The sequence below is a fragment of the Paenibacillus sp. USDA918EY genome (assembly GCF_009870825.1).
In the GTDB taxonomy this organism is placed as follows: Bacteria; Bacillota; Bacilli; order Paenibacillales; family Paenibacillaceae; genus Paenibacillus_AQ; species Paenibacillus_AQ albilobatus.
Genome location: NZ_WTWY01000003.1, coordinates 299277 through 325656, shown reverse-complemented (window position 1 = coordinate 325656; position 26380 = coordinate 299277). Strand labels below are relative to the sequence as shown.

At 55.2% G+C, this 26380-nt stretch carries 23 protein-coding genes; 19 read left to right on the top strand and 4 right to left on the bottom strand.

What is annotated here, in order from left to right; translation table 11 throughout:
* Positions 1-18: 18 nt before the first annotated feature.
* The 14 genes from GQY55_RS09270 (at position 19) to GQY55_RS09205 (ending at position 15540) form a co-directional block, all read left to right on the top strand.
* Positions 19-1251 carry an amidohydrolase gene (locus tag GQY55_RS09270; protein WP_160040453.1) on the top strand — a complete coding sequence of 411 codons (1233 nt, stop codon included), beginning with the start codon at positions 19-21 and terminating at the stop codon, positions 1249-1251.
* A 289-nt stretch (positions 1252-1540) separates the two neighbouring features.
* The gene (locus tag GQY55_RS09265) at positions 1541-2734 is read left to right on the top strand and encodes an acyl-CoA dehydrogenase family protein (protein ID WP_160040450.1); all 1194 of its coding nucleotides are present in this window, start codon (positions 1541-1543) and stop codon (positions 2732-2734) included.
* 192 nt (positions 2735-2926) lie between these two features.
* Entirely contained in the window at positions 2927-3544 is a 618-nt protein-coding gene (locus tag GQY55_RS09260; protein ID WP_160040447.1) for a LysE/ArgO family amino acid transporter, read from the top strand.
* 184 nt (positions 3545-3728) lie between these two features.
* Positions 3729-4358 carry a nitroreductase family protein gene (locus GQY55_RS09255; RefSeq protein WP_160040444.1) on the top strand — a complete coding sequence of 210 codons (630 nt, stop codon included), beginning with the start codon at positions 3729-3731 and terminating at the stop codon, positions 4356-4358.
* Between the two features lie 247 nt (positions 4359-4605).
* Positions 4606-6441, top strand: coding sequence for a UbiD family decarboxylase (locus GQY55_RS09250; protein WP_160040441.1), 1836 nt, complete (start codon positions 4606-4608; stop codon positions 6439-6441).
* Positions 6442-6836: 395 nt separating this feature from the next.
* On the top strand, positions 6837-7661 hold the full coding sequence (locus tag GQY55_RS09245; RefSeq protein ID WP_160040438.1) for an ABC transporter permease: 825 nt from the start codon (positions 6837-6839) through the stop codon (positions 7659-7661).
* A 15-nt stretch (positions 7662-7676) separates the two neighbouring features.
* Entirely contained in the window at positions 7677-8717 is a 1041-nt protein-coding gene (locus tag GQY55_RS09240) for an ABC transporter ATP-binding protein (protein ID WP_236575508.1), read from the top strand.
* A 27-nt stretch (positions 8718-8744) separates the two neighbouring features.
* Positions 8745-9935, top strand: coding sequence for an extracellular solute-binding protein (locus GQY55_RS09235; RefSeq protein ID WP_160040433.1), 1191 nt, complete (start codon positions 8745-8747; stop codon positions 9933-9935).
* A complete protein-coding gene (locus GQY55_RS09230; protein ID WP_160040430.1) occupies positions 9932-10825 on the top strand; it encodes an ABC transporter permease in 894 nt (297 codons plus the stop codon). The genes GQY55_RS09235 and GQY55_RS09230 overlap by 4 nt, the downstream gene beginning before the upstream one ends.
* 17 nt (positions 10826-10842) lie before the next feature.
* Entirely contained in the window at positions 10843-11325 is a 483-nt protein-coding gene (locus GQY55_RS09225) for a hypothetical protein (protein WP_160040427.1), read from the top strand.
* A complete protein-coding gene (locus GQY55_RS09220; RefSeq protein ID WP_160040424.1) occupies positions 11306-12304 on the top strand; it encodes a CehA/McbA family metallohydrolase in 999 nt (332 codons plus the stop codon). Before GQY55_RS09225 ends, GQY55_RS09220 begins: the two co-directional genes overlap by 20 nt.
* Positions 12305-12365: 61 nt before the next feature.
* A complete protein-coding gene (locus GQY55_RS09215) occupies positions 12366-13088 on the top strand; it encodes a glycerophosphodiester phosphodiesterase (protein ID WP_160040421.1) in 723 nt (240 codons plus the stop codon).
* A 21-nt stretch (positions 13089-13109) separates the two neighbouring features.
* A complete protein-coding gene (locus GQY55_RS09210; protein WP_160040419.1) occupies positions 13110-14132 on the top strand; it encodes a LacI family DNA-binding transcriptional regulator in 1023 nt (340 codons plus the stop codon).
* Complete coding sequence (locus GQY55_RS09205; RefSeq protein WP_236575507.1) at positions 14089-15540, top strand: MATE family efflux transporter; 1452 nt, start codon at positions 14089-14091, stop codon at positions 15538-15540. Before GQY55_RS09210 ends, GQY55_RS09205 begins: the two co-directional genes overlap by 44 nt.
* 163 nt (positions 15541-15703) lie before the next feature.
* Here the strand turns inward: GQY55_RS09205 and GQY55_RS09200 are convergent, their stop codons facing one another.
* A complete protein-coding gene (locus tag GQY55_RS09200; RefSeq protein ID WP_160040413.1) occupies positions 15704-16873 on the bottom strand; it encodes an oxalate decarboxylase family bicupin in 1170 nt (389 codons plus the stop codon).
* 185 nt (positions 16874-17058) lie between these two features.
* On the opposite strand from GQY55_RS09200, the gene GQY55_RS09195 reads away from it, so the two are divergent.
* The 5 genes from GQY55_RS09195 (at position 17059) to GQY55_RS09175 (ending at position 22514) form a co-directional block, all read left to right on the top strand.
* Positions 17059-17601 (top strand): GNAT family N-acetyltransferase, encoded by a 543-nt coding sequence (locus tag GQY55_RS09195; RefSeq protein ID WP_160040410.1) that lies wholly within the window; start codon positions 17059-17061, stop codon positions 17599-17601.
* A complete protein-coding gene (locus tag GQY55_RS09190; protein WP_160040407.1) occupies positions 17598-18560 on the top strand; it encodes a helix-turn-helix transcriptional regulator in 963 nt (320 codons plus the stop codon). Before GQY55_RS09195 ends, GQY55_RS09190 begins: the two co-directional genes overlap by 4 nt.
* A gap of 136 nt (positions 18561-18696) precedes the next feature.
* Entirely contained in the window at positions 18697-19320 is a 624-nt protein-coding gene (locus GQY55_RS09185; RefSeq protein ID WP_160040404.1) for a GyrI-like domain-containing protein, read from the top strand.
* Positions 19321-19587: 267 nt separating this feature from the next.
* Positions 19588-20598 carry a LacI family DNA-binding transcriptional regulator gene (locus GQY55_RS09180; RefSeq protein WP_160040401.1) on the top strand — a complete coding sequence of 337 codons (1011 nt, stop codon included), beginning with the start codon at positions 19588-19590 and terminating at the stop codon, positions 20596-20598.
* Between the two features lie 242 nt (positions 20599-20840).
* On the top strand, positions 20841-22514 hold the full coding sequence (locus tag GQY55_RS09175) for a glycoside hydrolase family 13 protein (protein WP_160040398.1): 1674 nt from the start codon (positions 20841-20843) through the stop codon (positions 22512-22514).
* 250 nt (positions 22515-22764) lie between these two features.
* Here the strand turns inward: GQY55_RS09175 and GQY55_RS09170 are convergent, their stop codons facing one another.
* From GQY55_RS09170 to GQY55_RS09160, 3 genes are read right to left on the bottom strand one after another with little or no spacing between them, the layout of a single operon-like run.
* Entirely contained in the window at positions 22765-24264 is a 1500-nt protein-coding gene (locus GQY55_RS09170) for an ABC transporter substrate-binding protein (RefSeq protein WP_160040395.1), read from the bottom strand.
* A gap of 56 nt (positions 24265-24320) precedes the next feature.
* Entirely contained in the window at positions 24321-25283 is a 963-nt protein-coding gene (locus GQY55_RS09165; protein WP_160040392.1) for a carbohydrate ABC transporter permease, read from the bottom strand.
* Positions 25284-25298: 15 nt separating this feature from the next.
* The gene (locus tag GQY55_RS09160; protein WP_236575506.1) at positions 25299-26240 is read right to left on the bottom strand and encodes an ABC transporter permease; all 942 of its coding nucleotides are present in this window, start codon (positions 26238-26240) and stop codon (positions 25299-25301) included.
* Between the last annotated feature and the right edge of the window lie 140 nt (positions 26241-26380).

Genomic DNA, 26380 nt, shown 5'->3' with positions numbered 1-26380 from the left:
CGGAAAGGATGATCGACAATGGAACAACGTTATTGGCTTATCAATGTCCGCCTGGAGTGCGGCTATCGGGTTGAGGATAACGCCGTCGCAGGCACGAAGACGGAAGTGGGGCATCTTCTGATCGAAGACGGAAAAATAACGAAAATCGCTTCCGCGGACGACCCGATCGAGGATCGGCTGCCGCAGCTGGACGCAGGCTTCCGTCTGGCGCTGCCTTCTTTCATTGAAAAACACTGCCACCTGGACAAAACGCTGCTTGGCGGCCGATGGAGGGCGGTGACCCCGGTGAAGTCGATTATCGGGCGGCTGGACGAGGAGAAAAGCTTTGACCCATCGCGTACGATCGCGATCCGGGAAAGCGCGGCGAATTATTTGGAGGTTTCGCTCCGCTCGGGCGCAACGCATATCCGCACGCATGTGGACATTTTTCCGGAGGTCGGGCTTTCGCATTTGGAGGAGATTCAGCACGCATTGGGCTTGTACAAGGACAAGCTGTCCTGCGAGATCGTGGCTTTTCCGCAGCAGGGACTGCTTCGTTCCGGCGCCGAGAAGCTGGTCAGGGAAGCGGTGCGGAACGGAGCCGCGTTTGTCGGCGGCGTCGACCCGGCGACGGTGGACGGGGACTTGGAACAATCGCTCCAGGCAATGGTGACGATCGCCGCCGAGGAACATGCGGGCATCGACCTGCATCTGCATGACCCGGACCGCCTGGGCATCTTTACGATCAAACGTCTGGCGGAGCTTACCGTTGAAGCCGGACTTCAAGGAAAGGTCGCCGTCAGCCATGCATTCAGCTTGGGGGATATTCCCGCCTCTCAGGCGGCCGAAATGGCGGATATGCTGGCGGAAGCGGGGATTTCGATCATCACGAGCGTACCGATGGGCCGAAAGTTTCCGCCCGTGCGCCTGCTGCATGACCACGGCGTTTCGGTTGCCGTCGGCTGCGATAACGTATTCGACATATGGTCGCCCTTCGGAAACGGGGACATCATGGAACGGGCTGGCCGCTTGGCCGAAATCTCGGGCTGGTCGGACGAGCGTTCGCTCGGGCAGGCGTTGGGGTACATTACGGGAGGCTTGACGCCGCTGGACGAAACCGGGGTCCAGGCATGGCCGAAAGCAGGGGATGAAGCGAGCCTCGTCCTGGTGGAGGCCTCTTGCTCCGCCGAAGCCATCGCCAGAAGGTCCAAAAGGGCGGCAACGCTGTACAAAGGGACTATCGTGGCCGGTTCATTGGAACGGGATCGATAAAATCTTCATGTTTCTCATATAAAGGCAAAAGAAGTCAGAAGCCGCAAAACACGTCCTGTGTTTGCGGCTTTTTGGTCTTTTGTTTACTCTTCGCCGTCGGGACCCAGGGTGATTTTGTTAAGTAGCTTACGAGCCGGAATCCGCATCGCTGTCCTGATCGGATGGCGGACGACGGGCAGCTTTCGGCCTAGCGAAACGTTTTCGGAGAAAAATCCTTATCGGCTTTGGAAATTCCGACTAAAAGGGTATACAATAAAAGGAATGAAAGCAGCAGAGGGGAGAATGCCGCATGAATTCCTTGTCATCGGATCCGTTTGTAAGAAATGAGCGCGAAGAAAAAATCGCCGAAAGGTCTGACCGGCTCGCGGCGGTCTTTGCGGGACGGGCCGCAGTCCATGACCGCGACGGCTCGTTTCCCTTTGAAAACTTTGACGATTTGCGGGAAGCGGGATATTTGGCGCTGACGCTGCCGGAGGAGTTCGGCGGGGAAGAAGCGTCATTATATGAAATGCTGCTGGCGCAGGAGCGGCTGGCAAAAGGGGACGGGTCGACGGCGCTGGCCGTCGGCTGGCATGTCAGCCAAGTGCTGCAGATGAGAATCAAGCAGTCGTGGCCGCCGAAGCTGTACGAGGATTTTTGCCGAAGCGTCGCGGAAAAGGGCGCGATGATCAACCAGTTCGCAAGCGAACCAACCACGGGCAGCCCGAGCCGGGGCGGCCGCCCGCAAACGGCGGCGACAAAAACCGAAGGCGGTTACGTATTAACCGGCCGCAAAACGTTCTGCTCGCTCATTCCGGTGCTGGATCAGTTTACGGTCACCGCTTTCGTCGAGGATGAGGAAAGGATCGGCACGTTTTTCGCCCGCAAAGGTCCCGGCGTCGGCATCGACGAAACGTGGGATACGCTTGGCATGAGGGGAACCGGAAGCCATGACCTGCTTCTGGACGGGGTGTTCGTGCCGGAGGAGGCACGGATCGACTCGTGCGAAGGAGTCCCGAACGGTGGGGCGGAAACGTCCGATCATGGCGGCGCACTGCTGCACATCCCCGCCTGTTATTTGGGCATTGCTTGGTCGGCGCGCGACTTTGCGGTGAAATTTGCCGCGGACTACCGGCCGAGCAGCCTGCCCGGACCGATAGCGGAGCTGCCGCATATCCGGCAGAAAATCGGGGAGATGGAGCGGGAGCGGATCACCGCCCGTACGCTGCTGTACAGCGTCGCCGACCGCTGGGACCGCTTGCCCGGGGAGCGCGCTTCCATGAAGCCGGAGCTCGGCCTCGCGAAGACAGTGGCGACGAATGCAGCGATCCGCATCGTCGATTTGGCCATGCGGATCGTGGGCGGTTCGAGTTTATCGCGCAGCCTGCCGCTCGAGCGGATGTACCGCGACGTCCGCGCCGGCCTGCATAACCCGCCGATGGACGACTCCGTCATGGCCATGCTCGCCCATCGCGCCATTCAGGATGCGGAAAACCGCTCCTAAGCGCGGAATCATACACCCTAAAGCCGCCGGCACAATGCCGGGGCTTTTTTCCTTGGCTTGTGGTACAGTCTAGAGCGGATATCCGGACGATGCGGTTTGATCCGAATCGGCTATACACAGATCGGGAATTGCGTGATAGGATATAGGTTACATGATTTTTGACACTATGACAGAAAGAGGATTGTTGCCCGCATGCTTACTGCAATCATTCATGGATTTCTGCTGGCTTTGGGGCTCATACTTCCGCTTGGGGCGCAAAATGTGTTTGTGTTTAATCAAGGCGCATCGCAGCCGAAACTAAGGGGAACCATACCGGTCATCGTTACGGCCGCATGCTGCGACACGCTGCTTATCCTGCTTGCCGTCCTCGGCGTGTCCGTCGTCGTGTTTACGATTCCCGTGCTGCAAACGGCCATCTTCATCGTCGGGCTCGCTTTTTTGCTATACATGGGGTGGTCGATCTGGAAAAGCAAACCTGCCGGCCTGGATCGGCGTGAAGCGGCGATGTCGCCCAAAAAGCAAATGATGTTTGCGATGTCGGTATCCCTTCTGAACCCTCATGCCATCCTCGACACGGTCGGCGTGATCGGGACGAGCTCGCTCGGTTATGCAGGCTTGGACAAACTGCTGTTTACCGTCTCCACGATAGCGGTATCCTGGATCTGGTTTTTCGCTTTGGCGATCGCGGGAAAAATGGTCGGAAAGGTGGATTCCGGCGGCCGGTTGTTAATCGTTATCAACAAGCTGTCGGCCCTGGTCATTTGGGGCGTCGCCGTTTACATTGCTTTGAAGCTGTTTAAGCTGGTTTAACACTGAAAAGATTTTGTGCAACCATGCCCAAAAGCCATCCCGAAATCATTTGAATTTCGCGGGTGGCTTTTTTAGCCGATGGCTGGAAGCTATCCCCTTGACTTAAATACTTACTTTTATTAAGCTAGTGACACAAAATAAGCAATATTTGGTCAGTGAAAATATACATAGAGGAGTCATTGACATGAGCCAATTCCAAGATTTGGTGCAGGCCAGAAGGTCAGCCAATACGTTCCATCCGGATATCCGGATCAGCGAGCAGGAGCTTCAAGACATGTTTAATCTCGTCAAATTTGCGCCTTCCGCTTTTAATTTGCAGCATACGCATTATTTGGCGGTTACCGATCCCGGGATCAAAAACAACGTCATTTACGAGGCTGCAAACAAGCAGCACAAGGTGCTGACAAGTTCCGCCGCCATCGTCGTGCTGGGGGATCTCGAAGCTTACCGCAATGTCGGGCAGATCAACGAAGGATTGTTGAACCTGGGTGTCATCGACCAATTCGAATTCGACGCCGCGGTTGCGGACGTTACCCGCATGTACGAGGAGGGCGGCGACACGTTCAAACGGGATGAGGCGATCCGCAACGCGAGCCTGTCCGCCATGCTGTTCATGTTGATCGCCAAGGACAAAGGCTGGGATACGTGCCCGATGATCGGTTTTGATCCCGAACGGCTGCGGCAGGGTCTGAACATTCCGGACCGTTACGTCCCCGTTATGATGATTACGATCGGAAAAGAAAACACGGAAAAGCAAAGGCCGCGCGGATACCGCAAGCCGATTGGCGAATTCGTGACGTATAACGAAATATGAGGGGACCGGAAGACATGCGAACCGGCTTCTAAAGGCATGTTGAACGAAAGGAACATTTTTGAAGACGATGAATAGCCCTTCGACGGGCGCCGATTTTACAAAATGATGAACATGCCGTCCTTGGAGATCGGTAAGTGCGGTTATCGTTTGACATCCATCCTGAGTTTTGTTTTAACTAAAATAAACGTATTTTCGCACGACCAGTCATAAGCTGGAACAAACTCTCATGGAGATTGGAGTCATACCATTGTATCGGAATTTGGAAGAATGCATCGTTGACCTTGAAAAACACGGACATTTGGTCCGGATCAAAGAAGAAATCGATCCTTATTTGGAGATGGCCGCCGTTCATTTGAAGGTATACGAGGAGGGCGGCCCCGCTTTATTGTTCGAAAACGTCAAAGGCTCGGCATTTAAGGCGGTTTCCAACCTGTTCGGCGATATTGCGCGCAGCAAGTTCATGTTCCGGAGCACCTGGGATCGCACCCAAAAGATCATTGCCCTGCGCGACGACCCGATGAAGGCGCTGAAGCATCCCTTTCAAAATATCGGGAACGGCATCGGAGCGTTGAAGGCTTTGCCGATGAAAAAAGGAAGCGGCGTCCCCGCCGGCTTTCGGGAAATCCGGATTTCGGACCTGCCTCAGATCCGGCACTGGCCGATGGACGGGGGCGCTTTTGTGACCTTGCCGCAGGTGTATTCCGAAGACCCGGACAAGCCGGGGCTCATGAACTCCAATTTGGGCATGTACCGGATTCAGCTCAGCGGCAACGACTACGAACCGGATCACGAAATCGGCCTGCATTACCAGATCCATCGCGGCATCGGCGTTCATCAGGCAAAGGCAAGCAAAAAGGGAGAGCCTTTAAAAGTGAGCATCTTTGTCGGCGGTCCTCCGGCCCATACGCTTTCGGCGGTCATGCCTTTGCCGGAAGGCTTGAGCGAAATGCTGTTTGCGGGTCTTTTGTCCGGGCGCCGTTTCCGGTACAGCTACGTCGACGGCTATTGCATCAGCCATGACGCCGATTTTGTCATTACCGGCGACATTTACCCGGACGACACGAAACCGGAAGGGCCGTTCGGCGACCATTTGGGCTATTACAGCCTGACGCACCCGTTTCCGGTGATGAAGGTCCATAAAGTGTACGCGAAGCAAAACGCGATTTGGCCGTTCACCGTCGTCGGGCGTCCGCCCCAGGAGGATACGGCGTTCGGGGAGCTTATTCACGAGCTGACGGGCGACGCGATCAAGCAGGAAATTCCGGGGGTCAAGGAAGTGCATGCCGTCGACGCGGCCGGGGTTCACCCGCTTTTGTTGGCCATCGGCAGCGAGCGGTATACGCCTTTCCAGCGCGTGAAGCAGCCGACGGAGATGCTGACGCTGGCGAACCGGATTTTGGGAACGGGACAGTTGAGCCTCGCCAAATACCTGTTTATTACCGCCGAAGAAAAGCGCCCGCTCGATACCCATGATATCGTCGGATTTATGACTTATATTTTGGAGCGGATCGATCTGCGCCGGGACATTCATTTTTATACGAATACGACGATCGACACGCTCGATTATTCGGGAACCGGCTTAAACACGGGCAGCAAGGCGGTTTTGGCGGCATACGGGGATGCCAAGCGGGAATTATGCCGCGAAGCGCCCGATGGGCTAAAAGGTTTGCGCGGCTATGAAAATCCGCGTCTGGTCATGCCGGGCGTCGTTGCGATTCAAGGCCCTGCTTTCGAGAGTTACGACAAGGCGGAGCGGGAAATGAAAGCTTTGAGCGAAGCGTTGGCGGCCCAAGGCCCGCTTGAAGGCTGCCCGATGATCGTGTTGTGCGACGACAGTACGTTCGTTTCCGACACGTTGTCCAATTTCCTGTGGGTGACGTTTACGCGCAGCAACCCGTCGCACGACATGCACGGCGTAAACAGCGGCTTCGAGCACAAGCATTGGGGCTGCGACAACATGATCATCGACGCCCGCATCAAACCGCATCAGGCGCCGCCGCTTGTGCCCGACCCGGGCGTGGAAAAAAACATCGAGCGTTTTTTTGCGAAGGGCGCAAGCTTGGAAAACGTGAAACTGAAATGACATCGACTTAAAAAATGACTTGGAGATAAGATCCCATGGCGATGCAAAGCCGTGGGATCTTTTTTTTGTTTCGGCGGTTTCTTACGTTGCCCGAACAAAAATCGCCCTTCCCGTTAACAGGAATACGGAACGGATTTAACATTCGGTCCTTAAGCTTAAGGAGGAATAAGCGACAAGGAGGCTGGGACAACAAGAGAAGACGTTCCAAGATGAAATTGGTATCGATACCAATGTTCGAACCCAACGTTTTGCCGGATGCATCCGCCCGGCCGTTCGTTCATTGCACGATGCCGGAATCGCCGCCAGACGGCGAAAAGGGTAAAGCGAAACATGCGGATTATGTTTGTTCAAATTGGTATCGATACCAATTTGAAAATTGTTGGAGGTGATCGTTCTTGAGCTGGTACTTTAAAAAACTGGGCCGAAGGAAAATGCTGGAATTCATCATATTCGCCCTGTTCATATTCTTTTTTCTGGGGCCGCTGATCAATCTGGCGCTGCTCGCTTTCTCGGGGCAATGGCAGTTTCCGGCGGCGCTCCCCCAAAGCTGGTCGTTGACCTGGTGGAAATACGTGCTCTCTCAGCCGGAAATTTTGAAATCGATCGGTCTGTCGTTTCTCATTGCGAGCGTGGTTACCGCGTTGTCCATCGTCATCTGCGTGCCGGCCGCTTACGCTTTTGCGCGCATCCGGTTTCCGCTCAGCCGCTGGTTTTTGTTTTCGTTTCTGCTGACCAACGCGTTTCCGAAGATGGGCCTGTACGTCGCCATCGCGGTGCTTTTTTTCAAGGTCGGCCTCATGAACACGTTCGCGGGCGTCGTGCTGATCCATATCGTCAATACGCTGATGTACATGACCTGGATTCCGTCCGCTTCCTTTAAAAGCGTGCATCAAGCGCAGGAGGAGGCCGCGCGGGATGCGGGAGCGGGTCCGCTGCGCGTGTTCCGGAGCGTAACGCTGCCGATGGCCATGCCGGGAATCATCGTCGCGTCGATCTTCACGTTTCTGTCTTCGCTGGATGAAGCGCAAGGAACGTTTATGGTCGGCATGCCCGATTACAAAACGATGCCGCTGATTATGTACGGAGCCGTTCAGGACTATCCGGCCACCGCAGGTGCCGTTTTTTCGATCCTGCTCACGCTGCCGACGATCATTCTGTTGTTTGTCTCGCGGCGCTTTGTCAGCGCGGACGTCATGTCCAGCGGCTTCACCATGAAATAGCAGGGAGGGATGGAAGTGACTGCACCGATTCAATTATCGATCCAAAATTTAACGAAACGTTATAAAACCGGCGACGGCGTAAGCGGGATTTCGCTCGAAATCGCCCGCGGGGAGCTTGTGACGCTGCTCGGACCTTCCGGCTGCGGCAAAACGACGGTGCTCCGTTCCGTCGGGGGATTTCTCGAGCCGGACTCCGGGGACATTCAAATCGCAGGCAAAAGCGTGCTGCACCTCCCGCCGGAAAAACGCCCGACGGCGATGGTGTTCCAGAGCTACAATCTGTGGCCGCATATGACCGTCTATGAAAATTTGGCCTTCGGTTTGAAGATCAGGAAACAAAGCGAAGAGCAAATCCGGGAAGCAGTAGACCGCGCGCTGCGCCTCGTCCGGCTTCCGGGAACGGAGAAGAAACGGCCAGGCGAGCTTTCGGGCGGCCAACAGCAGCGGGTGGCCGTCGCCCGCGCCCTGCTGCTCGAGCCTGCGGTGCTGCTGCTCGACGAACCTTTTTCCGCGCTGGATGCGAAGCTGCGAAGCGAGCTGCGCGAGGAACTGCGCGAAATCCAATCGATTGCCAAGCTGACGATGATGTTCGTCACGCATGACCAGGAGGAGGCGTTGTCGCTGTCCGACCGGATCATCGTCATGAATCGCGGAAACATCGAACAATCCGCGTCCCCGCAGCATATTTACGATGCGCCGGCGACGTTGTTCGTCGCCAATTTCATCGGCCGCATGAACATGCTGGACGGCATGGCGGACGAGGAAGGCATCCGGCTGAACCGGTACCGCCTCGCCAATCCGGACGGATTGCGGGGAGAGGTTGTCGTTGCGGTCCGTCCCGAAGACGTCAAGTGGGACGATCCTTCCCGTCCCGGTCTGGCCGCTGCGGTCAAGCAGGTGATGATTCTGGGACATTACGCGGAAATTACGCTCCTGACGGAGTCCGGCATGCTGAGGATGTTCCTGCCCCGCGAGGAAGCGGGACGGCTGACCGGCGGACAAGCGGTATCCTTGACATTCGGCAAATGCAAGGCATTTGCAAAAACATTCCATTAAACGAGCTGACTAGGAGGAACTTTAACGATGAGTATGAACCGTGGAATCAAACGTAAAGGGAAAGCAATGCTTCTTGCAACTTTGGCGGCCGTGACGCTACTTGCCGGCTGTTCTTCCGGAGCAGGCAAAAACGGCGCGGACGCCTCCGCAGCGGAGGGCGCTTCGGGCGGCGGCTCCGGCAGCCCGACGGAAATTTCGTTTTATTTCAGCGGTTCGCAAAACGTGCAGGAGCTGTGGGAACATTTGAAGGACATGTACGAACAAAAGCAGGATAAGGTGAAGGTCAAGCTGGTGTACATTCCTTCCGGTCAAGGCGAGCAGGCGACGATGAACCGCATCGTTGCCGCCAAACGCGCGGGGAAAGACAGCGTCGACGTCGATTTGTACGAAGCCAACGGGGGATCCGACATGGCCGCCGACAAAAAAGACGGGGTGTTCGAAAGCCTGAGCGAGCAGCAGATTCCGAACCTCGGCTTGATGAACCCGGCGAACATGAAGGATTTGAACTATAAAGCCGTTCCTTACCGCTCCTCCTCGGTCCTGCTGGCCTATAACAGCGAGAAGGTGCCTTCCCCGCCGAAAACGCTCGACGATTTGTACGCGTGGATCCATGAGCATCCGGGGCGGTTTGCCTACAATGATCCGGCAACGGGAGGCTCCGGCGAATCGTTCGTGCTGACGACGCTGTACAAGTCCCTGCCGGAAGACGCGATCCACAATCAGGATCCCAACATCATGAAGGAATGGGACAAAGGATTCGAACAGCTGAAGGCGCTTGGCAAAGACATGTATCAGAAGGGCGTTTATCCGAAGAAAAACCAGGGAACGCTCGACCTGCTTGCGAACGGGGAAGTCGACATGATCCCGGCCTGGTCCGATATGGCGCTTGAGCAGATCAACAAAAAGCTGCTGCCGGAGACGACCAAGCTGGCCCAGATCGAACCTGCCTTTACGGGCGGACCGGGGCTTTTGACCGTGCCAAGCATGTCCAAGCATAAAGAAGCGGCTTACGATTTCATCGATTTCGTGTTAAGTCCGGAAGCCCAAGCGGAAGTGGTGAACGAAATTTACGGCTTCCCGGGCATCGAATGGTCCCATATGCCAAGCGAGCTGCAGGAAAAATTCAAGGGCGTTTCCGTCAGTTACCGTTCCTTTAACCTCGGCGAGCTGGAGTCCGAAGCGATGAAACGCTGGCAAAGGGAAGTCGCCGGACAATGAGCGGGCAAGGACTGAACATGCCTCTCGAAACGGGAAAACCGCTGAAAACGGCGTGGAACGGCCGCGGAGCCAAGCGCTCCGCGCTGGGCCTCGCCATGGTGATTCCTTCGTTTCTCCTGCTGCTTTTTATGATCGTGGTGCCGATCGCGACCTCGATTCGGGAGAGCCTGACCGGAAGCGACGGCGCGTTTACGTGGAACAATTACAAATATTTGTTTACCGATCCGGGCATGAAAGCCAATATTCTGTATACCTTGAATTTGACCGTGGTCTCGTCGGTGATCGTGCTCGTCATTGCGTACATGCTGGCCGTGTTTTTAAGATTTTCGACGGGCAGGCTCGCGGGATGGATCGAAAAGCTGTACTACATCCCGATGTTTATCCCTTCCGTCATCGCCACGTACGGGATGATCAATATGTATGGGAATCACGGCTGGCTGGCGCGCATCCTGCTGCTTTTCACGGACGCGCCTTTTATGAAAATACTGTACGACTACAAAGGGCTGCTGCTGGCGAATTTATGGTTTAACATCCCGTTTGCGACGATGATGCTGAGCTCGGCTTTGTCCGGCGTGCCGAATTCGGTCATCGAAAGCGCCAAGGATATCGGAGCGGGAAAAATGCAAATTTTTTTCCGGATTATTTTCCCGATGACGTTCAAATCGATGCTTGTGGCCGCGACCTTTGTCGTGATGGGCGTCATCGGCAGCTTCACTGCGCCATTCCTCATCGGGCCGAATGCGCCGCAGGTGCTTGGCGTGGCGATGCAGCAGCAGTTTTCGGTTTATTATGAAACGGGCATTGCCAGCGCCTGCGCCGTGTTTATGTTCGCGATTTGTTCCTTGGTCGGATATTTTTATATCCGCAATATGATGAAGGAAGAAAGGTAGAAAGGTGGAAAGCAAGCATGAGAGAGTTGCTGGCGGTTGAAGGGGCTTTGACTCCTCTCAGTTCCAAAACGCACATCACGTACCAGCTGTATATTCCCGAAGGAATCGACAATCTGGAAATTGATTTCGCGTATGACCCGAAAACAATGGATGACAAGGAAACCTCCAAACCGCTGATCGAGGAAGCGATCCGGAAATACGTCGCTCCGGCGCTTCAAGAAATCTATTTGCCGCAGTGGGAAAAATTCCATCCGCTGCAAAACCTGTTGACGCTTTCCGTCGACGATCCGGACGGATTCCGGGGATCGGCGCACCGTCATCCGAACCACCAGCGCCACGTGTTGTCGCCGCAAACCGCTTCGCCCGGTTTTTTCGCCGGAAAGGTAGCGGAGGGCGTGTGGAAGGTGACGATCAGCGTTCACTGCGTCGTAACGCCGGAATGCCGGTATCGGCTCCGGATCTGGGAAGGGGGAGAGAACCATGAAATGGCTTCCGTTTGAGCTGCATACCCATACGCCACACAGCGATGGCACGCATACGCTGCTCGAAATGTGCACAAAAGCCCGGGAGCTCGGCCTAAGCGGCATTGCGCTGACGGACCATAACACCACGTCGGGCATGGCCGATGCGGCTGCGGTCACGGCAGAAACGGGCGTCGCCGTGATTCCCGGGCTCGAGTGGACGACCTTTTACGGCCATATGCTGACGCTTGGCGTTCCTTATTCCGAATGGCGCGATTTGGGACCGACCGATATTCATAAAGGAATCGACAGGGTGCATCGGCAGGGAGGCATTGTGGGCATTGCGCATCCGTTCAGCCTGGGGAGCCCGATCTGCACCGGCTGCCATTGGGAGTATGCCGTGCAGGATTGGAGCCGGATCGATTATATGGAGGTATGGCACGAAACGCTGCCTCCGATGCGGAACCATAACGCGCCTGCGTTCGACATGTGGACCCGGCTGCTCAACGAAGGGTACCGGATATCGGGGACGGCGGGGCGGGATTGGCACCGTTCGTCCGATGAGGATGATCCGCCGGCATTTACCTTCCTCGGACTAGTCCGTGAAGCCGGGCTGCCCGGCACGGAGGACGTGGTGGACGCGATTCGCTCCGGCCGGATTTGCGTGAGCATGGGGCCGCTGCTTGAGCTGCAGATGACGTGCGGCGAAGGCAGTTACGGAATCGGTGACGTCGTCGACGCGGAAAACGCCGGGGCGGATGCAAGCTGCGAGCTGACGGTGCGGGTGACCCCAGCGGCGCATCCGGGCCGCCGGTTGGGCACGGATGAGCAAGGACGAGTCATCATCGTCGAAACGGATGCCGGGGAAATGCTGCGGCTGCCGGTCAAGGAAGAAGCGGACGAAATTCGATGTTCCTTCGGCGCCAAAGGCTTGAAGTGGATGCGGATCCGTCTTTCCGGCATGCTGAACGGAGCCTTGGCGACCATTGCTTTTACAAATCCCGTTTATTTTAAATAAGTACCTGAATCATCGTCAGCGCAAAAGCCCCGCTTTGCGGGGATGTAAAGGAGGCTGTTTCATGAATGTGCCGCTGATTATCGCGCATACCGGGTGCGAAGGCACGCCGGACAATACGCTGGAATCCTGCCTTGCCGGATGGGATGCCGGTGCCGACGTGCTGGAGGTCGACGTTCAAGCGACGAAAGACGGCGTATGCGTGTTGCATCATGACGATCATCCCGCATTTGCGTCCTGCACTTATGAAGAGTTGGTGGAGGAAAATCCGCTTCGGCTAGAGGCGGGAAAACGTCTTGTGAAACTGGAGGATGTGCTCGTCCGCTTTAAAAGGACGACCGCATCGTTTAACCTGGACATCAAAAATGACGCGGCCGCCCTGCCTGCGGTAAAGCTGCTTGAGACCTTGGACATGCGGGAGCAGATTTATTTTACCGGCGCGACGGACCGGATTGTGAAGACGCCTTTTCATGCCCGGGTGATGCGGAATACGCCCGAAAGCTTAAGCGAGCTGGGTTCTGCCGTCTATGAGGCGGCCGCCGAAGAGATATGCACCCGGGCGAAACAGGTCGGATGCGCCGGGATCAACGCGGATTTCCCTTCCTGCCGCGATTCTCTTGTGCGGATTGCCCATGAGTACGGCCTCCGGGTGTGGATTTATACGCTGCAGGACGTCGGGAGTATGAAGGCTTTTGCGGACATGGGCGTGGATGCGGTGTCCGTGCTTGACGTATCGGGTGCCTCTGCGCTAAGAAGGCAGTGGGCTCCCGATCGGGAATTACGATGATGAACAATTGGAGAAGTTGATATGGCTGTAAAAATCAAAGACGTGGCGCGCGCGGCGGGCGTTTCCGTCACCAGCGTCTCCCGCGTGCTGAACAACGGCGAACACGTCAGCGAAAAGCTGGAGAAGAAAGTGCGCCGGGCGATCGAAGAGCTGAACTATTCGCCGAGCCTGATCGCCAAAAGCTTGAAGCGGAACAAAACCAATCTGATCGGCGTCATCATACCGGATATAACGTCCAATTTTCAGGCAATGATTTTGAGCCGGATCGAAGAGATAGCCGGCCGACGGGGTTACAACCTGCTCGTGTCCAACATCGTCGAGGACACCGGCAAGGTCGTGAAATATTTGAACATTTATCAGGAGATGCGCGTGGACGGCATGGTCCTCATGCATGAAAAACTGAACGGGGACATCGAAAATTTTTTGAACAAAACGGATATCCCGCTCGTGGTTCACGCCGATTTGGGCATGAATCTGCCGACCGTCATCATCGATGATTTTCAGGCGGGATACGATGCAGCCTCTTATTTGATTGCCCAGGGACACCGAAAAATCGCGATGATCGCAGGCGATCCGAGAGATGTGTGCGCAGGGTTGAGGCGGATGGAGGGATATACGGCCGCGTGCAGGGATCACGGAATCGGGTCGAAGGAAACCTTGATCCGCCATGGCGATTACAAGCTGGACACCGGCTACCGGTTAATGGCCGAACTGCTTGGGGAAGCGCGCGGCGAATTCACCGCCGTCTTGGCGGCAAGCGACGACATGGCGGCAGGGGCCGTGAACTGCATCCGGGACCATGGGCTTCATGTCCCCGGCGACATCTCCGTCATCGGCTTTGACGGCAGCCAAATCGCCGATATCGTGAGGCCGAGGCTGACGACGATCCGCCAGCCCGTGGAGCAAATCAGTGAGCGTACCGTCGAATTGCTGCTGGAGATGATCGAGGATGAAGGGGAGTCATGGAGAAAGGACCGGATGAAGACGGTCGTCCTCGGCCATGAGCTGGTGGAGCGGGGCAGCTGCCGCCGCATCGAAGCGTGAGAAGCGCCAAAAATTCGTGCAGGACAAGAAACAAAAGGCGGGCGGTATGAAAAAACAACAAGAACAAACGTTGACGTTATGGGGACTCACCTGGCCCATCTTTTTGGAACAGTTTTTGCAAGCTATCATTTTGAATATCGATACGCTGATGCTGGGCAACTATTCGGACGAAGCGGTGGCCGCGGTCGGCGTCGCCAATCAGATCATCGCCGCGGCGAATTTGCTGTTCGGGTTCGTGACGCTTGGCCTTGGCATCCTGATTTCCCAACTGCTGGGGGCGGGCAAGGAGCGGGAGGCGTCCACACTTGCATCGTTATCGATCGGCCTGAACCTGGGGCTCGGAATCGCCGTCAGCGTCGCCCTGCCCGTTTTTGCGAAACCGCTCCTGCAGCTGCTGAAGCTGCCGTCCGAGCTGATGGCCGACGGCGCCGCGTTTCTGACGCTGACGGGCATGTGCTCCTTCGCCCCCGCGTTGATCCTCACGGCGGATACGATTTTGCGGATGCACGGTTACGTAAAACAAATGCTGCTGCTGACCTTCACGGTCATTTTCTTGAATATCGCCGGGAATTATTTATTTTTGTACGGTCCGCTCGGCATACCGGTGCTTGGGGTCCACGGCGTGGCCATCGCCACGGACGCCAGCCGGTTGATCGGGGTCGCCATCGCGGCCATCATGCTGGTCAAAATGCTGCGGCATCCGCTTTCGTTCCGTGCCGCCCTCCGGATGCCCCGGAGCGTGATCAAGGATTTGCTTCGCATCGGGATCCCGTCGGCAGGGGAAAACATTTCGTATCAGGTTTCGCAAATTTTCATCACGTATTTCGTATCGATGCTCGGCGCATCCGCACTTACAACGAAAATATACACGCAGAATATGACGACATTCGTGTTTCTGTTTTCGGCTTCCATCGGACAGGCGACATCGATCCTGATCGGACGGCTGATCGGCGGGAACAGGCAGGATGATGCATATCGCGTCTGTTACCGCCATTTGCGGACCGGGCTGCTGATTGCGTTCGGAGCCGGCAGCTTGCTCGTCATCTTTTCCAAGCCGCTCCTGGGCTTGTTTACGGCCGATCCGGAGGTGATCCGCCTCGGCCGAACCCTGCTGCTGCTGTCGCTGGTTCTCGAGGCGGCACGCGCCTGCAACGTCATCGTGATCAGTGCGCTCAACGCCGCAGGCGACGTCAAATTCCCGGTGTACGCCGGGCTTGTCTCCATGTGGGGCATCAGCATCCCGCTTGCTTACCTGTTTGGGATCGTCTGCCGTCTGGGCATTCCGGGCATTTGGCTGGCATTTATCGCCGACGAATGGCTGCGCGGCGCGGCGATGGTGCTGCGCTGGCGTTCGCAGAAATGGCGGCGCATCCGGCATGCCGTGGTGAGCGGAGAGGTTTCGCTGTAACTGCCGGCAGCCTGCTGCGGACTCCGCGAAACGAACGCAAAAACATCGCCGCTTCGAAGGCGGCGATGTTTTAGTTGCGCCAATGCCATGGAATGCCGATCGTCTTAAATGTTGCATCAGCAGAAGCAAAGGGTGGCCGCGCTGGAACATGCCGGTCAGACGGTTATTTAACGACGGGCCATTTTTCCTTGCGCAGCGCATCAAGCAGCTCGGGGCCGGCATGCAGGTTTTCGCCGACAAGCTCCTTTGGCGTCAGCGCCATCCACTGGTTCAGGGACACATCTTCGAACCGGTCGCTTCGGAACATCTCCAGAAACCACAGGCTTTCGGTGCCGGTATTCTGGATGTAGTGCCCGAAGGCGAAAGGAACGTAGCCCACGTCACCCGCCCTGTAATTGAAGGTTCTTGCCGCGCCGTTGCCGGCAAATACGGTCATCCTTCCTTGCCCGGTCAAATAATACTGCCATTCATCCTGGTTGGGATGCCAGTGAAGCTCGCGCATGCAGCCGGGTTTGATTTCGACCAAGGCGGACGCGATCGTTTTGGATACCGGGAAATTCGAGGAATCGACGATCCGCACGCTTCCTCCCGGAGTCACGATCGGCGGTTGGGCGAGCAGCCGGTGCTTAAAGCTGAGCGGCACCGTTCCGTATGGGGATTCGACGCGTTGGCTTTCCAGGGATCCCGGGACAGGGGCTTGGAACATGTAAACCTGTTCGTCCGGAAGCCGGTTAAAGGCATGTTCGGGCACGCCGAAATTGGCGGAAAGCACGTCTTTGGGCGTATGGGCCATCCAATCCGAAATGGAGAGCGTGTTCAATTCGGAGAAGCTGCCGTCATCGAACACAAGCAGAAATTCGCAGCCTTTCTCAAGCCCTTGAATGGAGTGCGGCAGGCCGGCCGGAAAATACCATAAATCGCCCGGGCCGATATCGGCGATGAAATTCCGGCCGTTCTGGTCGACGGCCGTCACCCGGGCGCTGCCCAGGATCATGTAAGCCCATTCGGCCTGCTGGTGCCAGTGCATTTCGCGGACGCCGCCCGGCGTAAGATACATGTTGACGCCGGCAAGCGTTTTGGCGACGGGCAGATCCCGCTCGGTCACTTCCCGCGACCAGCCGCCTTGATCCAGCTTCATATGGGTATCGGAAAAGGAAAACTTAAGGTTCGGCAGAAGCCCTTCATCGGTGGCCGGGGGGACGAACATATCGGGATTTTCCATATCCCTTAACACATCTCGGGGTCCCCAGTCCGGTCCGCCCGCGCCATCGCTTCGAATGGGCTGGGGGATTTGTCCGTTATTGCCGGCCGGATGTTCCGGGTTGTCTCTCATCGGTCCATTCCTCCTGAGGAAGTACATGGTTTCGCTATGCCTGGATGTGAGATGTGTATGACGAAGGCCCGGCCATTATGAGACTGAACAAGCGTGCACGCTCCTTAAAACCTTTGCAAAAGTTGCCGAGGAGTGGCATCATATTCGGTAAATATACGCTCATTTTCATAAAGGATGTGCAGAACATGTTTCCGATGCTTGAAACGGAGAGGTTGGTTTTAAGGGAAATCACGATAGAGGATACGGAAAGCATCTTCGCGTGTTTCTCGGACAGGGAAGCGATGCGTTATTATGGTCAGGAAGCTTTTGAACAACGCGAACAAGCGGAGCGGCTTATCGGTTTTTTCGCCGACAGCTACCGCGAAAAACGCGGCATCCGGTGGGGGATCGAGCGAAAAGACGCTCCGGGCTTGATCGGCACGGTTGGTTTTAATGCTTGGTCGCCCAAGCACCGGCGCGCGGAAATCGGGTATGAGATCCACCCGGATCATTGGCGTAAGGGGTACGCTTCGGAGGCTGTGGCATGCATCCTTGCCTATGGGTTCGAAGCTTTGAACCTGGCGCGCATCGGTGCCGTTGTATATACGGAAAACGCGGCCTCAAGCCGGATGCTGATCAAGCTTGGTTTTCGGGAAGAAGGCCTCCTTCGGCATTACATGTTCCAATCAGGCGTATCGCATGATACGTATGCGTATTCTCTCCTGCCGGGAGACCGGGGGTTGGCATGACGAAGCTGGATTACATACTGTCCGTTTTATGGCTGCTTCGGACAAAGGGAAAATTGACCGCGGAACAAATCGCCGCGGAGCTTGAGGTCAGCGTGCGGACGGTTTACCGTTACATGGACGTGCTGGGCCTGAGCGGAGTGCCTCTAATATCCGAGGCGGGGCACGGTGGAGGCTTCAGCCTGCCGGATTCGTTTTTGGCCATGCCGCTGTTTTTCGACCTGTCGGAGCTGAAGGCGATGGCGCATGGGGTCGAGCTGGCCCGCCAGGCGGGAGATCCCTATGCGGATGCCTTGGAGCGGGCGCTCGGCAAAGTCAAGCAGCGCTTGAACGAATACCAGCAGGAGGATTTGCGGCGCCATACGTCGGGATTTGCGGCTCAGCATGCCGAGCCCTCCCCCGAACTGCAGAAGATGCTGCGGACGTTGGAACAAGCCGTTGCGGACAACCGGACGCTGACCCTGTTGTATGTCAAGCAAAGCAGCGATTCCGGCGAAGAACGGCGGATAGACCCTTACGGGCTTTTTTACCGTCCGAACCGATGGTATCTGGCCGCGTATTGCCATGCAAGGCAGGCGATCCGTATTTTTCGCGCCGACCGGATCAAAGCGGCGGCCGAAACCGGGCAGCGCTTTGCGAAACCGGAAAGCTTCTCCATCCGGCAATACATCGAAGAAGCTGCGATGCGGGCCCGGCCCGAAGAACGGGAGGCCGCCGTCCGGTTGCGCGGCGAAAGCGACGTGCTGGACTCCATTGCCGGCCTGTGGTTTTTAAAGGGGTGCCGCATCGGGCGGGAACATCATTTTCTCGACATGGCGATGCCCGAAGCTTTGATGCTTGAGTGGCTCCCGCATGTGCTGCTGTCCTACGGCAGGCAGGTTCAGGTCATGGAACCGCTCCGTCTCAAGCAGGCTATGGCGGAGCTCGCGGCAGACTTGTCCCGATATTACGGATCATCCTAAACATCCCTGACAGCCTTGTTGTCAGGGATGTTTGTGTAATATTAGAGCAAGGCTGAATCCCAGCATCCCAGGTGTTTGCCGCGGCATATGGCATCGGGAAATGCCGGCTTATTATATTCAGAAGGAGATGCATGTTATGAGTACGAAGGTAGATTACAAAAAAGATTATAAGGAGCTCTATCTGCCAAAAACGGTGCCGGAAATTGTAGTCGTACCGAAGATGCCGTTTTTTATGGTCAGCGGATCCGGGGATCCGAACGGCGAAGAATTCGCGAAGGCGACAGAAGCTTTGTACAGCATGAGTTATGCCGTGCGAATGTCTTACAAAAGCGGAGATGTACCCGCCGGATATTATGAATATACGGTTTTTCCGCTTGAAGGCGAATGGGACTTGCTCGATCGGTCCAAACCCTCAACGGACAAAAACAATTTGAAGTATACGATCATGATACGCCAACCCGATTTTTTGACGGAAGAAATGTTCGAGCGATTTTTGGAACAGACAAAAAGGAAAAAACCAAATCCGTTCCTTGACAAAGTCCGGTTCGAGCATGTGGAAGATGGATTGAGCTGTCAGATGATGCATATGGGAAGCTTTGACGATGAGCCGGAAAGTTTTTCGCGGATGGAAGCCTTTTGTACCGAACATGGATTTATCCGTTCAAGCAAAATGCATCGGGAAATTTATTTGTCGGATCCCCGCAAGACTGAACGTTCAAAGATGAAAACGGTGTTAAGATTCCCTGTAAACAAAGCCTGAGATCCGGAATTTTGAATTCGACAGCGTGTTTCTGCTTACGGAAGATTTATGTGAATAAACCGCCTTACAAGGTGGTTTTTCTTTTGCCTAAAAATCAACATCAGGGCATTTCCGCACCAGTCCGGGGAACTTTAATAACCGTTGCAAGGACGTTGACAAGGTTCCAAAGGGTTCGTATACTGGCTTTAGTTAAACGTTTACGGACAACGTACGTCGACAGACGTTTTTATTGCATAACGGGATTTTGACAAAGGAGGTTATAAAAACATGGTGAATCCTCCAACGATCAAAGACGTAGCCAAGGCGGCGGGCGTGTCGGTCGCGACCGTGTCCCGGGTGCTGCACAATCTTGCCGGCTACTCGGACAAAACGAAACAAAAGGTGCTGGCGGCCGTGGAAGAACTCGGTTATCAACCGAATGCCATTGCCAGGGGGCTGGTCAACAAACGCACCCAGACGATCGGGGTTTTGTTCCCGGACGTGTCCAGCAGCTTCTCGTCGGATTTGCTGCGCGGCATTGAAGATGTGGCGAACGATAAAGGGTTCAGCGTCATCGTCTGCAATACGGCCGAAGACGGGAAGCGAACGATGAAATATCTTCAGGTGCTTCGCGAGAAGCAGGTCGACGGAATCGTATTTACGAGCGAATTTCTGAAGGAAGAGTATTACGAGGCGATCAAGGCGATGGGAGTTCCCGTCGTGCTCGTCAGTACGCAGTCGCAGAAGCACGTAATCCCGTTCGTTAAGGTGGACGACCGCCAGGCAGCCTATCAGGCCACGGATTACCTCATTCAGAAGGGACATCGCCAAATCGCGATGATTGGCGGAACCAAGACGGACAAAATTGCCGGGATTCCCCGCCTGGAGGGGTACCGGCAGGCATTGGAAGACAACGGCATCGGCTTTGCGGAGTCGAGGGTCGCCTACGGCGATTTCGCCTTGGACAGCGGACGCCGGGCGATGGAGAAGCTGCTTGCCGAAGCGCCGCCGTTTACGGCGGTGTTTGCGGCCAGCGACGAAATGGCCATCGGGGCGATGGGACTTGCCCTTGAACGGGGAATCCGGGTTCCCGAGGACATATCGGTCATCGGTTACGACGATTTGAGCATCGCGAGGATGATTTTTCCGCCGCTCACAACGATTCATCAGCCATTGACGGAGATGGGGCGCCTTGCCTCCGACATGCTGATTTCGTTGATCGAAGGAGCGGGACAAGTGTCCAGCCGCATTGTCAGCCATCGCCTTGTCGAAAGGCAAACCGTTCGGAATTGGCCTTAAACGAGGCCGATTTTTTCAATGGCTTAGTAAACGTTTACGCAAATTGAAATAATGCATGACGAATCAATACAATTTCGATTGGCGAGTTGCCAACGTTTTGTTTCAAAAATCGAATTCCATAAAGGAGGTGATTGCCGGAAACGAAACGGCAGTTGCTTTTGGATGGGTAGTAAACGTTTACGTTACGTTTTGCTGCAGCTTCATATTCGGAACAATATGATAGGAAAAAGGAGAGAATCAACATGAAAAAAACTTGGTGGAAAGAAAGCGTCGTTTATCAAATTTACCCTCGGAGCTTTCAGGACAGCAACGGCGACGGCGTCGGCGACATTCCGGGCATCATCTCCCGCCTGGATTATTTGGAACAGCTGGGCGTGGACGTCATCTGGCTGTGTCCTGTTTATGAATCGCCGAACGACGACAACGGATATGATATCAGCAATTATCAAGCGATCATGAACGAATTCGGAACGATCGGGGACTGGGAACGGCTTCTCCAGGAACTGCACGGCCGGGGGATGAAGCTGATCATGGATTTGGTCGTCAACCATACTTCCGATGAGCATCCTTGGTTCGTCGAATCCCGCAAATCCAAGGACAACGCTTATCGCGACTATTATATTTGGCGGGACGGCAAAGACGGGAAAGAGCCGAACAACTGGGCGTCTTTTTTCAGCGGATCGGCATGGAAGCGGGATGAAGCGACTGGGCAGTATTTCCTGCATCTTTTTTCTTCGAAGCAGCCCGACTTGAATTGGGAAAACGAGAAGGTTCGCCGCGAAGTTTACGATTTGATGACGTGGTGGCTGGAAAAAGGCGTCGACGGCTTCCGCATGGACGTCATCAACCTGATCAGCAAGGTGGAGGGACTGCCGGACGCGGAAGGCGACGGCAAATACAACTTCGGCGGCGAATTTTTTATGAACGGCCCGCGCATCCATGAGTTTTTGCAGGAAATGAACCGGGAAGTGCTGTCCAAATACGACATCATGACCGTCGGGGAAACGCCGGGCGTTTCGCCTGGGGAGGCGTCCTTGTATGTGGGCGAGGATCGGGGCGAGCTGAACATGGTGTTCCAGTTTGAATTGATGGACATCGATGCCGGGCCGGGAGGCAAGTGGAACGTCACGCCTTGGAAGCTCGTCGACTTCAAGCGGATCATGGGCAAATGGCAGGTCGAGCTGGACGGCAAAGGCTGGAACAGCCTGTACCTGAACAACCACGACCAACCGCGCATGGTTTCCCGTTTTGGCGACGACGGCGAATACCGCAAGGAATCGGCCAAAATGCTCGCGACGCTGCTGCATACGCTTCAGGGAACGCCTTATATTTACCAGGGCGAGGAACTCGGGATGACCAACGTGAAGTTCGCGGGCATCGACGAGTACCGCGACATCGAAACGATCAACATGTACAAGGAGTATCTTGAAGCCGGGCGTGCGGAAAAAGACGTCATGGCTTCGATTTACAGCAAAGGCCGGGACAACGCGCGTACGCCGATGCAGTGGGATGCCTCTTTGCACGGCGGTTTTACGACAGGGACGCCATGGCTGAAGATCAATCCGAATTATAAGGAAATTAACGCGGAAGAAGCGCTTCGCGATCCGGATTCCGTCTTTCATTATTACCGGCAGCTCATCGAGCTGCGCAAGCGGCACGAGGTGATCGTATACGGCCGGTATGACGTCCTTCTGGAGGAAGACGAGCGCATTTATGCGTATACACGGACCTTGGGAGAAGAGCGGCTGCTGATCGTCCTTAACTTTTTTGCCGATCCGGTCACGTTCGAACTCCCGGAGGCCGTTGCTTTTGACTCGTATGAAAGATTGATCGGGAACTATGCATGGCCGGAAGAAGCGGATCCAAGACGTTTGCAGCTGCGGCCGTTTGAAGCCCAGGTGTTGAAATTGAATTAACGATTCAATAGGGGGATCGGAAAACATTAAATTTGGTTTTTAATCGAAGGAAAAGCCAAGGGACACAGGCTGTCCGCACCGAAAAGAATGAATGCTTTCATTCCGCAGGCTGCGAAGTTGCCTTGCCGCTTGGCTTTATTTATCTATAACAATGCATAATTTCCGGAGGGCCCCGCGAAGTACCAGGATCGGCTTTGAAGCCGAGGCCAACCTAACGGGTTAATTTGCTTCCCATGAATCCATCAGCATGTTACTTGTTGTTTTGCGCTCTCCATTCGTCCAGCTGCTTCTGGCACTCGGCGATGATTTTGTCGATGCCTTGCGCTTTCAGCTTTTCGATCGCTTTCGGAAGCACCTTGTTCGGATCGACGGAACCGGTGTTCAGGGACGGACCGTATTCGTCCACGGCGTTTTTGACGTTGGCGATTTCGGTCAGCACGTTCGTCGGATCGAACTGGAAGCCGAGCAGCGGCGCGTTGGTTGCGGACGAATTGAATTTTTCGTACTGCTCCCATTTATCCTTCGGATCTTCCTTCAGCTTATAAAGCAGGAACATGTTGCCGAGGGTGAAGGAAGGCATGGAATAACCGGAATCCGGGATCGGCTCGTACGTGTCTTCGGACAGCTTTTTGTAATGAACGCCTTCCAGGCCGTAGTTGATCAGGTTGCGCAGGTATGCGTCGGTGTTCAGCAGGTTCAGGAACTCCATCGCCTTTTCCGGATGTTTGGATTTGGCGGAAATGGCCTGCATCGAACCGGTGACGGACCAGTTGAAGACCATCGGCTCGTGAATCGGCGACGAAACGATCGGATAACCAAGGGAATCGGACCACAAAATGTCGGCGAAAGGCACGGTATGTTGTTTATCGACCAGCCATTTGCCGGTTTTTTCATGCTCGTTGCCCTGTTTGGTTGCGGCGTCCGGCGGCAGGTAGCCTGCTTGGTAATATTTGTGCATCGTATCGAATACCTGCTTCGCTTCCGGCGTATCCCATACGTTGACGACCTTAAAATCCTTTGCGTCGATCGACACGCCGACCGGCAGGCCTTCGAGCGCGAAGTCATACGGCAGGTAAGGCCCGATGTTGGAAGGGATCGGGTATACGTCCGGCTCGTTGTCTTTTACCGTTTTCAGCATCGGCTCCAGGCTTTCGAGCGTGTTCGCTTTCGAAACGTCGAGCTTGTATTTGTCGACGAGCACTTTGTTGAAGCGCCATACGGCCTGAGCCGGCAGCTCCTTGTTCGTCGGAATGGCGTAGTTGTGTCCATTGACTTTCGAACCTTCCAGGAAAGCGGGGTTCAGCGCTTTGGTGATGCCTTGGCCGTATTTCGCCAGCAGATCGTCGAGCTCGTAAAAATAACCTTTTCTTGCGCTTTCTACGTAATTGAACGCCCAGGAGGAGGTAAAGGCGATGTCGAACGGTTCGCCGGAAGCGGCGATGACCTGCATTTTCTGGGAGTAGTCGCCCCAATCGATCAGGCGCAGGTCGATTTCGGCATTGATTTTTTCGCCGACGTATTTGTTGACTTCGGCCATGACTTTGTCCTGATCCTTTTGCGGTCCGCTGATGGTGTACCAGATCAGCTTGACGGGTTTTTCTTTTTCGGTGCTTTTCGTTTCGCCGCCGGTTTCGGTTTTGGTGCCTGCCGTCCCGGAGCCGCCGTTATCCTTGCCGCCGCAGCCGGCGAGGGCCATGGAGGTCAGAAGAAACAGGCTGAGCAGCAGCGTCAATCCTCTTCTTTTTTTCATTTCTTTTTCATCCCCTTGTTTCGATAGTGTTTTTAAAAAGTGGATCTATGTGATGACTATTCCTTCACAGAGCCAATCGTCAGCCCTTGCACGAAATAGCGCTGGAAGAACGGATACGCGAAAATGATCGGCAGCGTCGCAAGCACGACCATGGCCATGCGGGTCGTTTCCGCCGGCATGCTTTGGGCGATGGCCGAACGGTCCGTGCCGCTGCCGATCGCGGAATTTTGCAAAATAAACTGGATGTTGGTTTCGATTTTCATGAGCAGCGACTGCAGCGGCAGCAGCTTGGCGTTATCGATGTAGAGCAGCGCGTTGAACCAGTCGTTCCAATATCCGAGCGCCGCAAACAGGCCGATCGTGGCGAGTCCGGGCAGGGAAATCGGCAGGACCAGATGCAAGAATACGCGAAACTCGCCTGCCCCGTCGATCTTACCGGATTCGATGATCGCGTCGGGAACCATCGTTTTGAAAAACGTCCTCATGATCAGGATCGAAAACGCGCTGACGCTCATCGGCAAAATCAAGGCCCAGATCGTATCCTTCAGGTGCAGCACCTGGGAAACGACGATGTAGGAAGGGACGAGGCCGCCTCCGAACAGCATCGTGAAAAACGCGATAAACGAAAAGATGCCGCGGAATTTAAAGTATGTCCTCGATATGGCGTAAGCGTAAAGCGAGACGATCGCCACCGTTATCAGCGTGCCGACGATCGTGATAAAAATCGTAACTCCGTAAGAGCGGAGCAGCTGGTCGCCCGTTTTGAAAATATAATGGTACGCGTCAAACGACCATTTTTCCGGGAAAATGCTGTACCCGTTCAGCGCCAGCGTTTTTTCGTCCGTCAGCGAGATGACGACCACGAACAGAAACGGATACACGCAGGCGAGGGAGAACAGCCCGATGACCAGATGCGCCACCGCGTTCCAAAACGGCGAGAGCCGGTGGAAATCCCGGGTTTTTTTGAAGCGGTTGGCCGGCTTGCTTGCAGGCTGCCGGGAGATTACGCTGTTTTCCATGCGGCATGCCTCCTTTTAGAACAAAGCCTGTTCTTTGTTGATTTTTCGAACGATAAAATTCGTGGCGATGACGAGCACGAAGCCGACGACCGATTGGTACAAACCTGCGGCGGTGCTCATCCCGATGTTGCCGGTCACCTTCAAACCGCGGTAAACGAAAGTATCGATGACGTTCGTGACCGGATACAAGGCGCCGGTATCCCGCGGAACCTGGTAGAACAGCCCGAAGTCCGCCCGGAATATGCCGCCGATGGCGAGGATGAACATAATGACGATAATCGGCGTGATCATCGGGATCATGATTTTGCGGATTTGCTGCCATTTGCTCGCGCCGTCGATCATGGCGGCTTCAAAATAGGATTTGTCGATGCCGACGATGGCGGCCAAATAAACGACGCTTCCGTACCCGACGCCTTTCCACAGGTTGACGATGACGAGAATGTACGGCCAGTATTTCGTTTCGGAGTACCAGAATACCGGGTCGGCGCCGAAAAATTTGAGCAGTTGGTTCAGTACGCCTTTGTCCACGCTTAAAAAGCTGAACACGAAATAGCTCACGATAACCCACGAAAGGAAGTGGGGGAGGAACATGCCCGTCTGATAGATCTTCGCCATTTTTTTGCTGGCGATCTCGTTGACCAATATGGCCACCAGCACCGAGAGAACCGTCCCGAGCACGATAAAGACGGCGTTGTAAAGCAAAGTGTTCCGAACGATGATGAAGGCGTCTTCCGTTTTGAACAAATATTCAAAATTTTTGAACCCGACCCAGTCGCTGTGCAGTATGCTCGCCAAAAAACCGTCGGTGTCGTACTGGTAGTCCTTGAAAGCGATGACCGCGCCAGGCATGGGCAGGTAGCAGAAGAGAATGAACCATACCGTTCCCGGAAGCACCATGAGCAGCAGCGCTTTGTTGCGGCTGAGCGTCCTGAGCCAGCGCATCGGCCCCTTTTCCATGAGAGCTCCTCCTGTCTTTGATGTGAGTTGGTTGATAACCCTAATCTACCGCAGGTGTAAGCGCTCCCTAAAGTGAAAAAAACAAACATATGATGCACAAAGCAAAGATTAGTTCGGTGGGCATGAGCCGATCGCGACCA

What these genes read in the sequence shown, in the direction of transcription:
- GQY55_RS09270 (WP_160040453.1), top strand. Translation starts at nt 19, where the DNA reads ATGGAACAACGTTATTGGCTTATCAATGTCCGCCTGGAGTGCGGCTAT.
- GQY55_RS09265 (WP_160040450.1), top strand. Translation starts at nt 1,541, where the DNA reads ATGAATTCCTTGTCATCGGATCCGTTTGTAAGAAATGAGCGCGAAGAA.
- GQY55_RS09260 (WP_160040447.1), top strand. Translation starts at nt 2,927, where the DNA reads ATGCTTACTGCAATCATTCATGGATTTCTGCTGGCTTTGGGGCTCATA.
- GQY55_RS09255 (WP_160040444.1), top strand. Translation starts at nt 3,729, where the DNA reads ATGAGCCAATTCCAAGATTTGGTGCAGGCCAGAAGGTCAGCCAATACG.
- GQY55_RS09235 (WP_160040433.1), top strand. Translation starts at nt 8,745, where the DNA reads ATGAGTATGAACCGTGGAATCAAACGTAAAGGGAAAGCAATGCTTCTT.
- GQY55_RS09230 (WP_160040430.1), top strand. Translation starts at nt 9,932, where the DNA reads ATGAGCGGGCAAGGACTGAACATGCCTCTCGAAACGGGAAAACCGCTG.
- GQY55_RS09225 (WP_160040427.1), top strand. Translation starts at nt 10,843, where the DNA reads ATGAGAGAGTTGCTGGCGGTTGAAGGGGCTTTGACTCCTCTCAGTTCC.
- GQY55_RS09220 (WP_160040424.1), top strand. Translation starts at nt 11,306, where the DNA reads ATGAAATGGCTTCCGTTTGAGCTGCATACCCATACGCCACACAGCGAT.
- GQY55_RS09215 (WP_160040421.1), top strand. Translation starts at nt 12,366, where the DNA reads ATGAATGTGCCGCTGATTATCGCGCATACCGGGTGCGAAGGCACGCCG.
- GQY55_RS09210 (WP_160040419.1), top strand. Translation starts at nt 13,110, where the DNA reads ATGGCTGTAAAAATCAAAGACGTGGCGCGCGCGGCGGGCGTTTCCGTC.
- GQY55_RS09205 (WP_236575507.1), top strand. Translation starts at nt 14,089, where the DNA reads ATGAGCTGGTGGAGCGGGGCAGCTGCCGCCGCATCGAAGCGTGAGAAG.
- GQY55_RS09200 (WP_160040413.1), bottom strand. Translation starts at nt 16,873, where the DNA reads ATGAGAGACAACCCGGAACATCCGGCCGGCAATAACGGACAAATCCCC.
- GQY55_RS09195 (WP_160040410.1), top strand. Translation starts at nt 17,059, where the DNA reads ATGTTTCCGATGCTTGAAACGGAGAGGTTGGTTTTAAGGGAAATCACG.
- GQY55_RS09190 (WP_160040407.1), top strand. Translation starts at nt 17,598, where the DNA reads ATGACGAAGCTGGATTACATACTGTCCGTTTTATGGCTGCTTCGGACA.
- GQY55_RS09185 (WP_160040404.1), top strand. Translation starts at nt 18,697, where the DNA reads ATGAGTACGAAGGTAGATTACAAAAAAGATTATAAGGAGCTCTATCTG.
- GQY55_RS09180 (WP_160040401.1), top strand. Translation starts at nt 19,588, where the DNA reads ATGGTGAATCCTCCAACGATCAAAGACGTAGCCAAGGCGGCGGGCGTG.
- GQY55_RS09175 (WP_160040398.1), top strand. Translation starts at nt 20,841, where the DNA reads ATGAAAAAAACTTGGTGGAAAGAAAGCGTCGTTTATCAAATTTACCCT.
- GQY55_RS09170 (WP_160040395.1), bottom strand. Translation starts at nt 24,264, where the DNA reads ATGAAAAAAAGAAGAGGATTGACGCTGCTGCTCAGCCTGTTTCTTCTG.
- GQY55_RS09165 (WP_160040392.1), bottom strand. Translation starts at nt 25,283, where the DNA reads ATGGAAAACAGCGTAATCTCCCGGCAGCCTGCAAGCAAGCCGGCCAAC.
- GQY55_RS09160 (WP_236575506.1), bottom strand. Translation starts at nt 26,240, where the DNA reads ATGGAAAAGGGGCCGATGCGCTGGCTCAGGACGCTCAGCCGCAACAAA.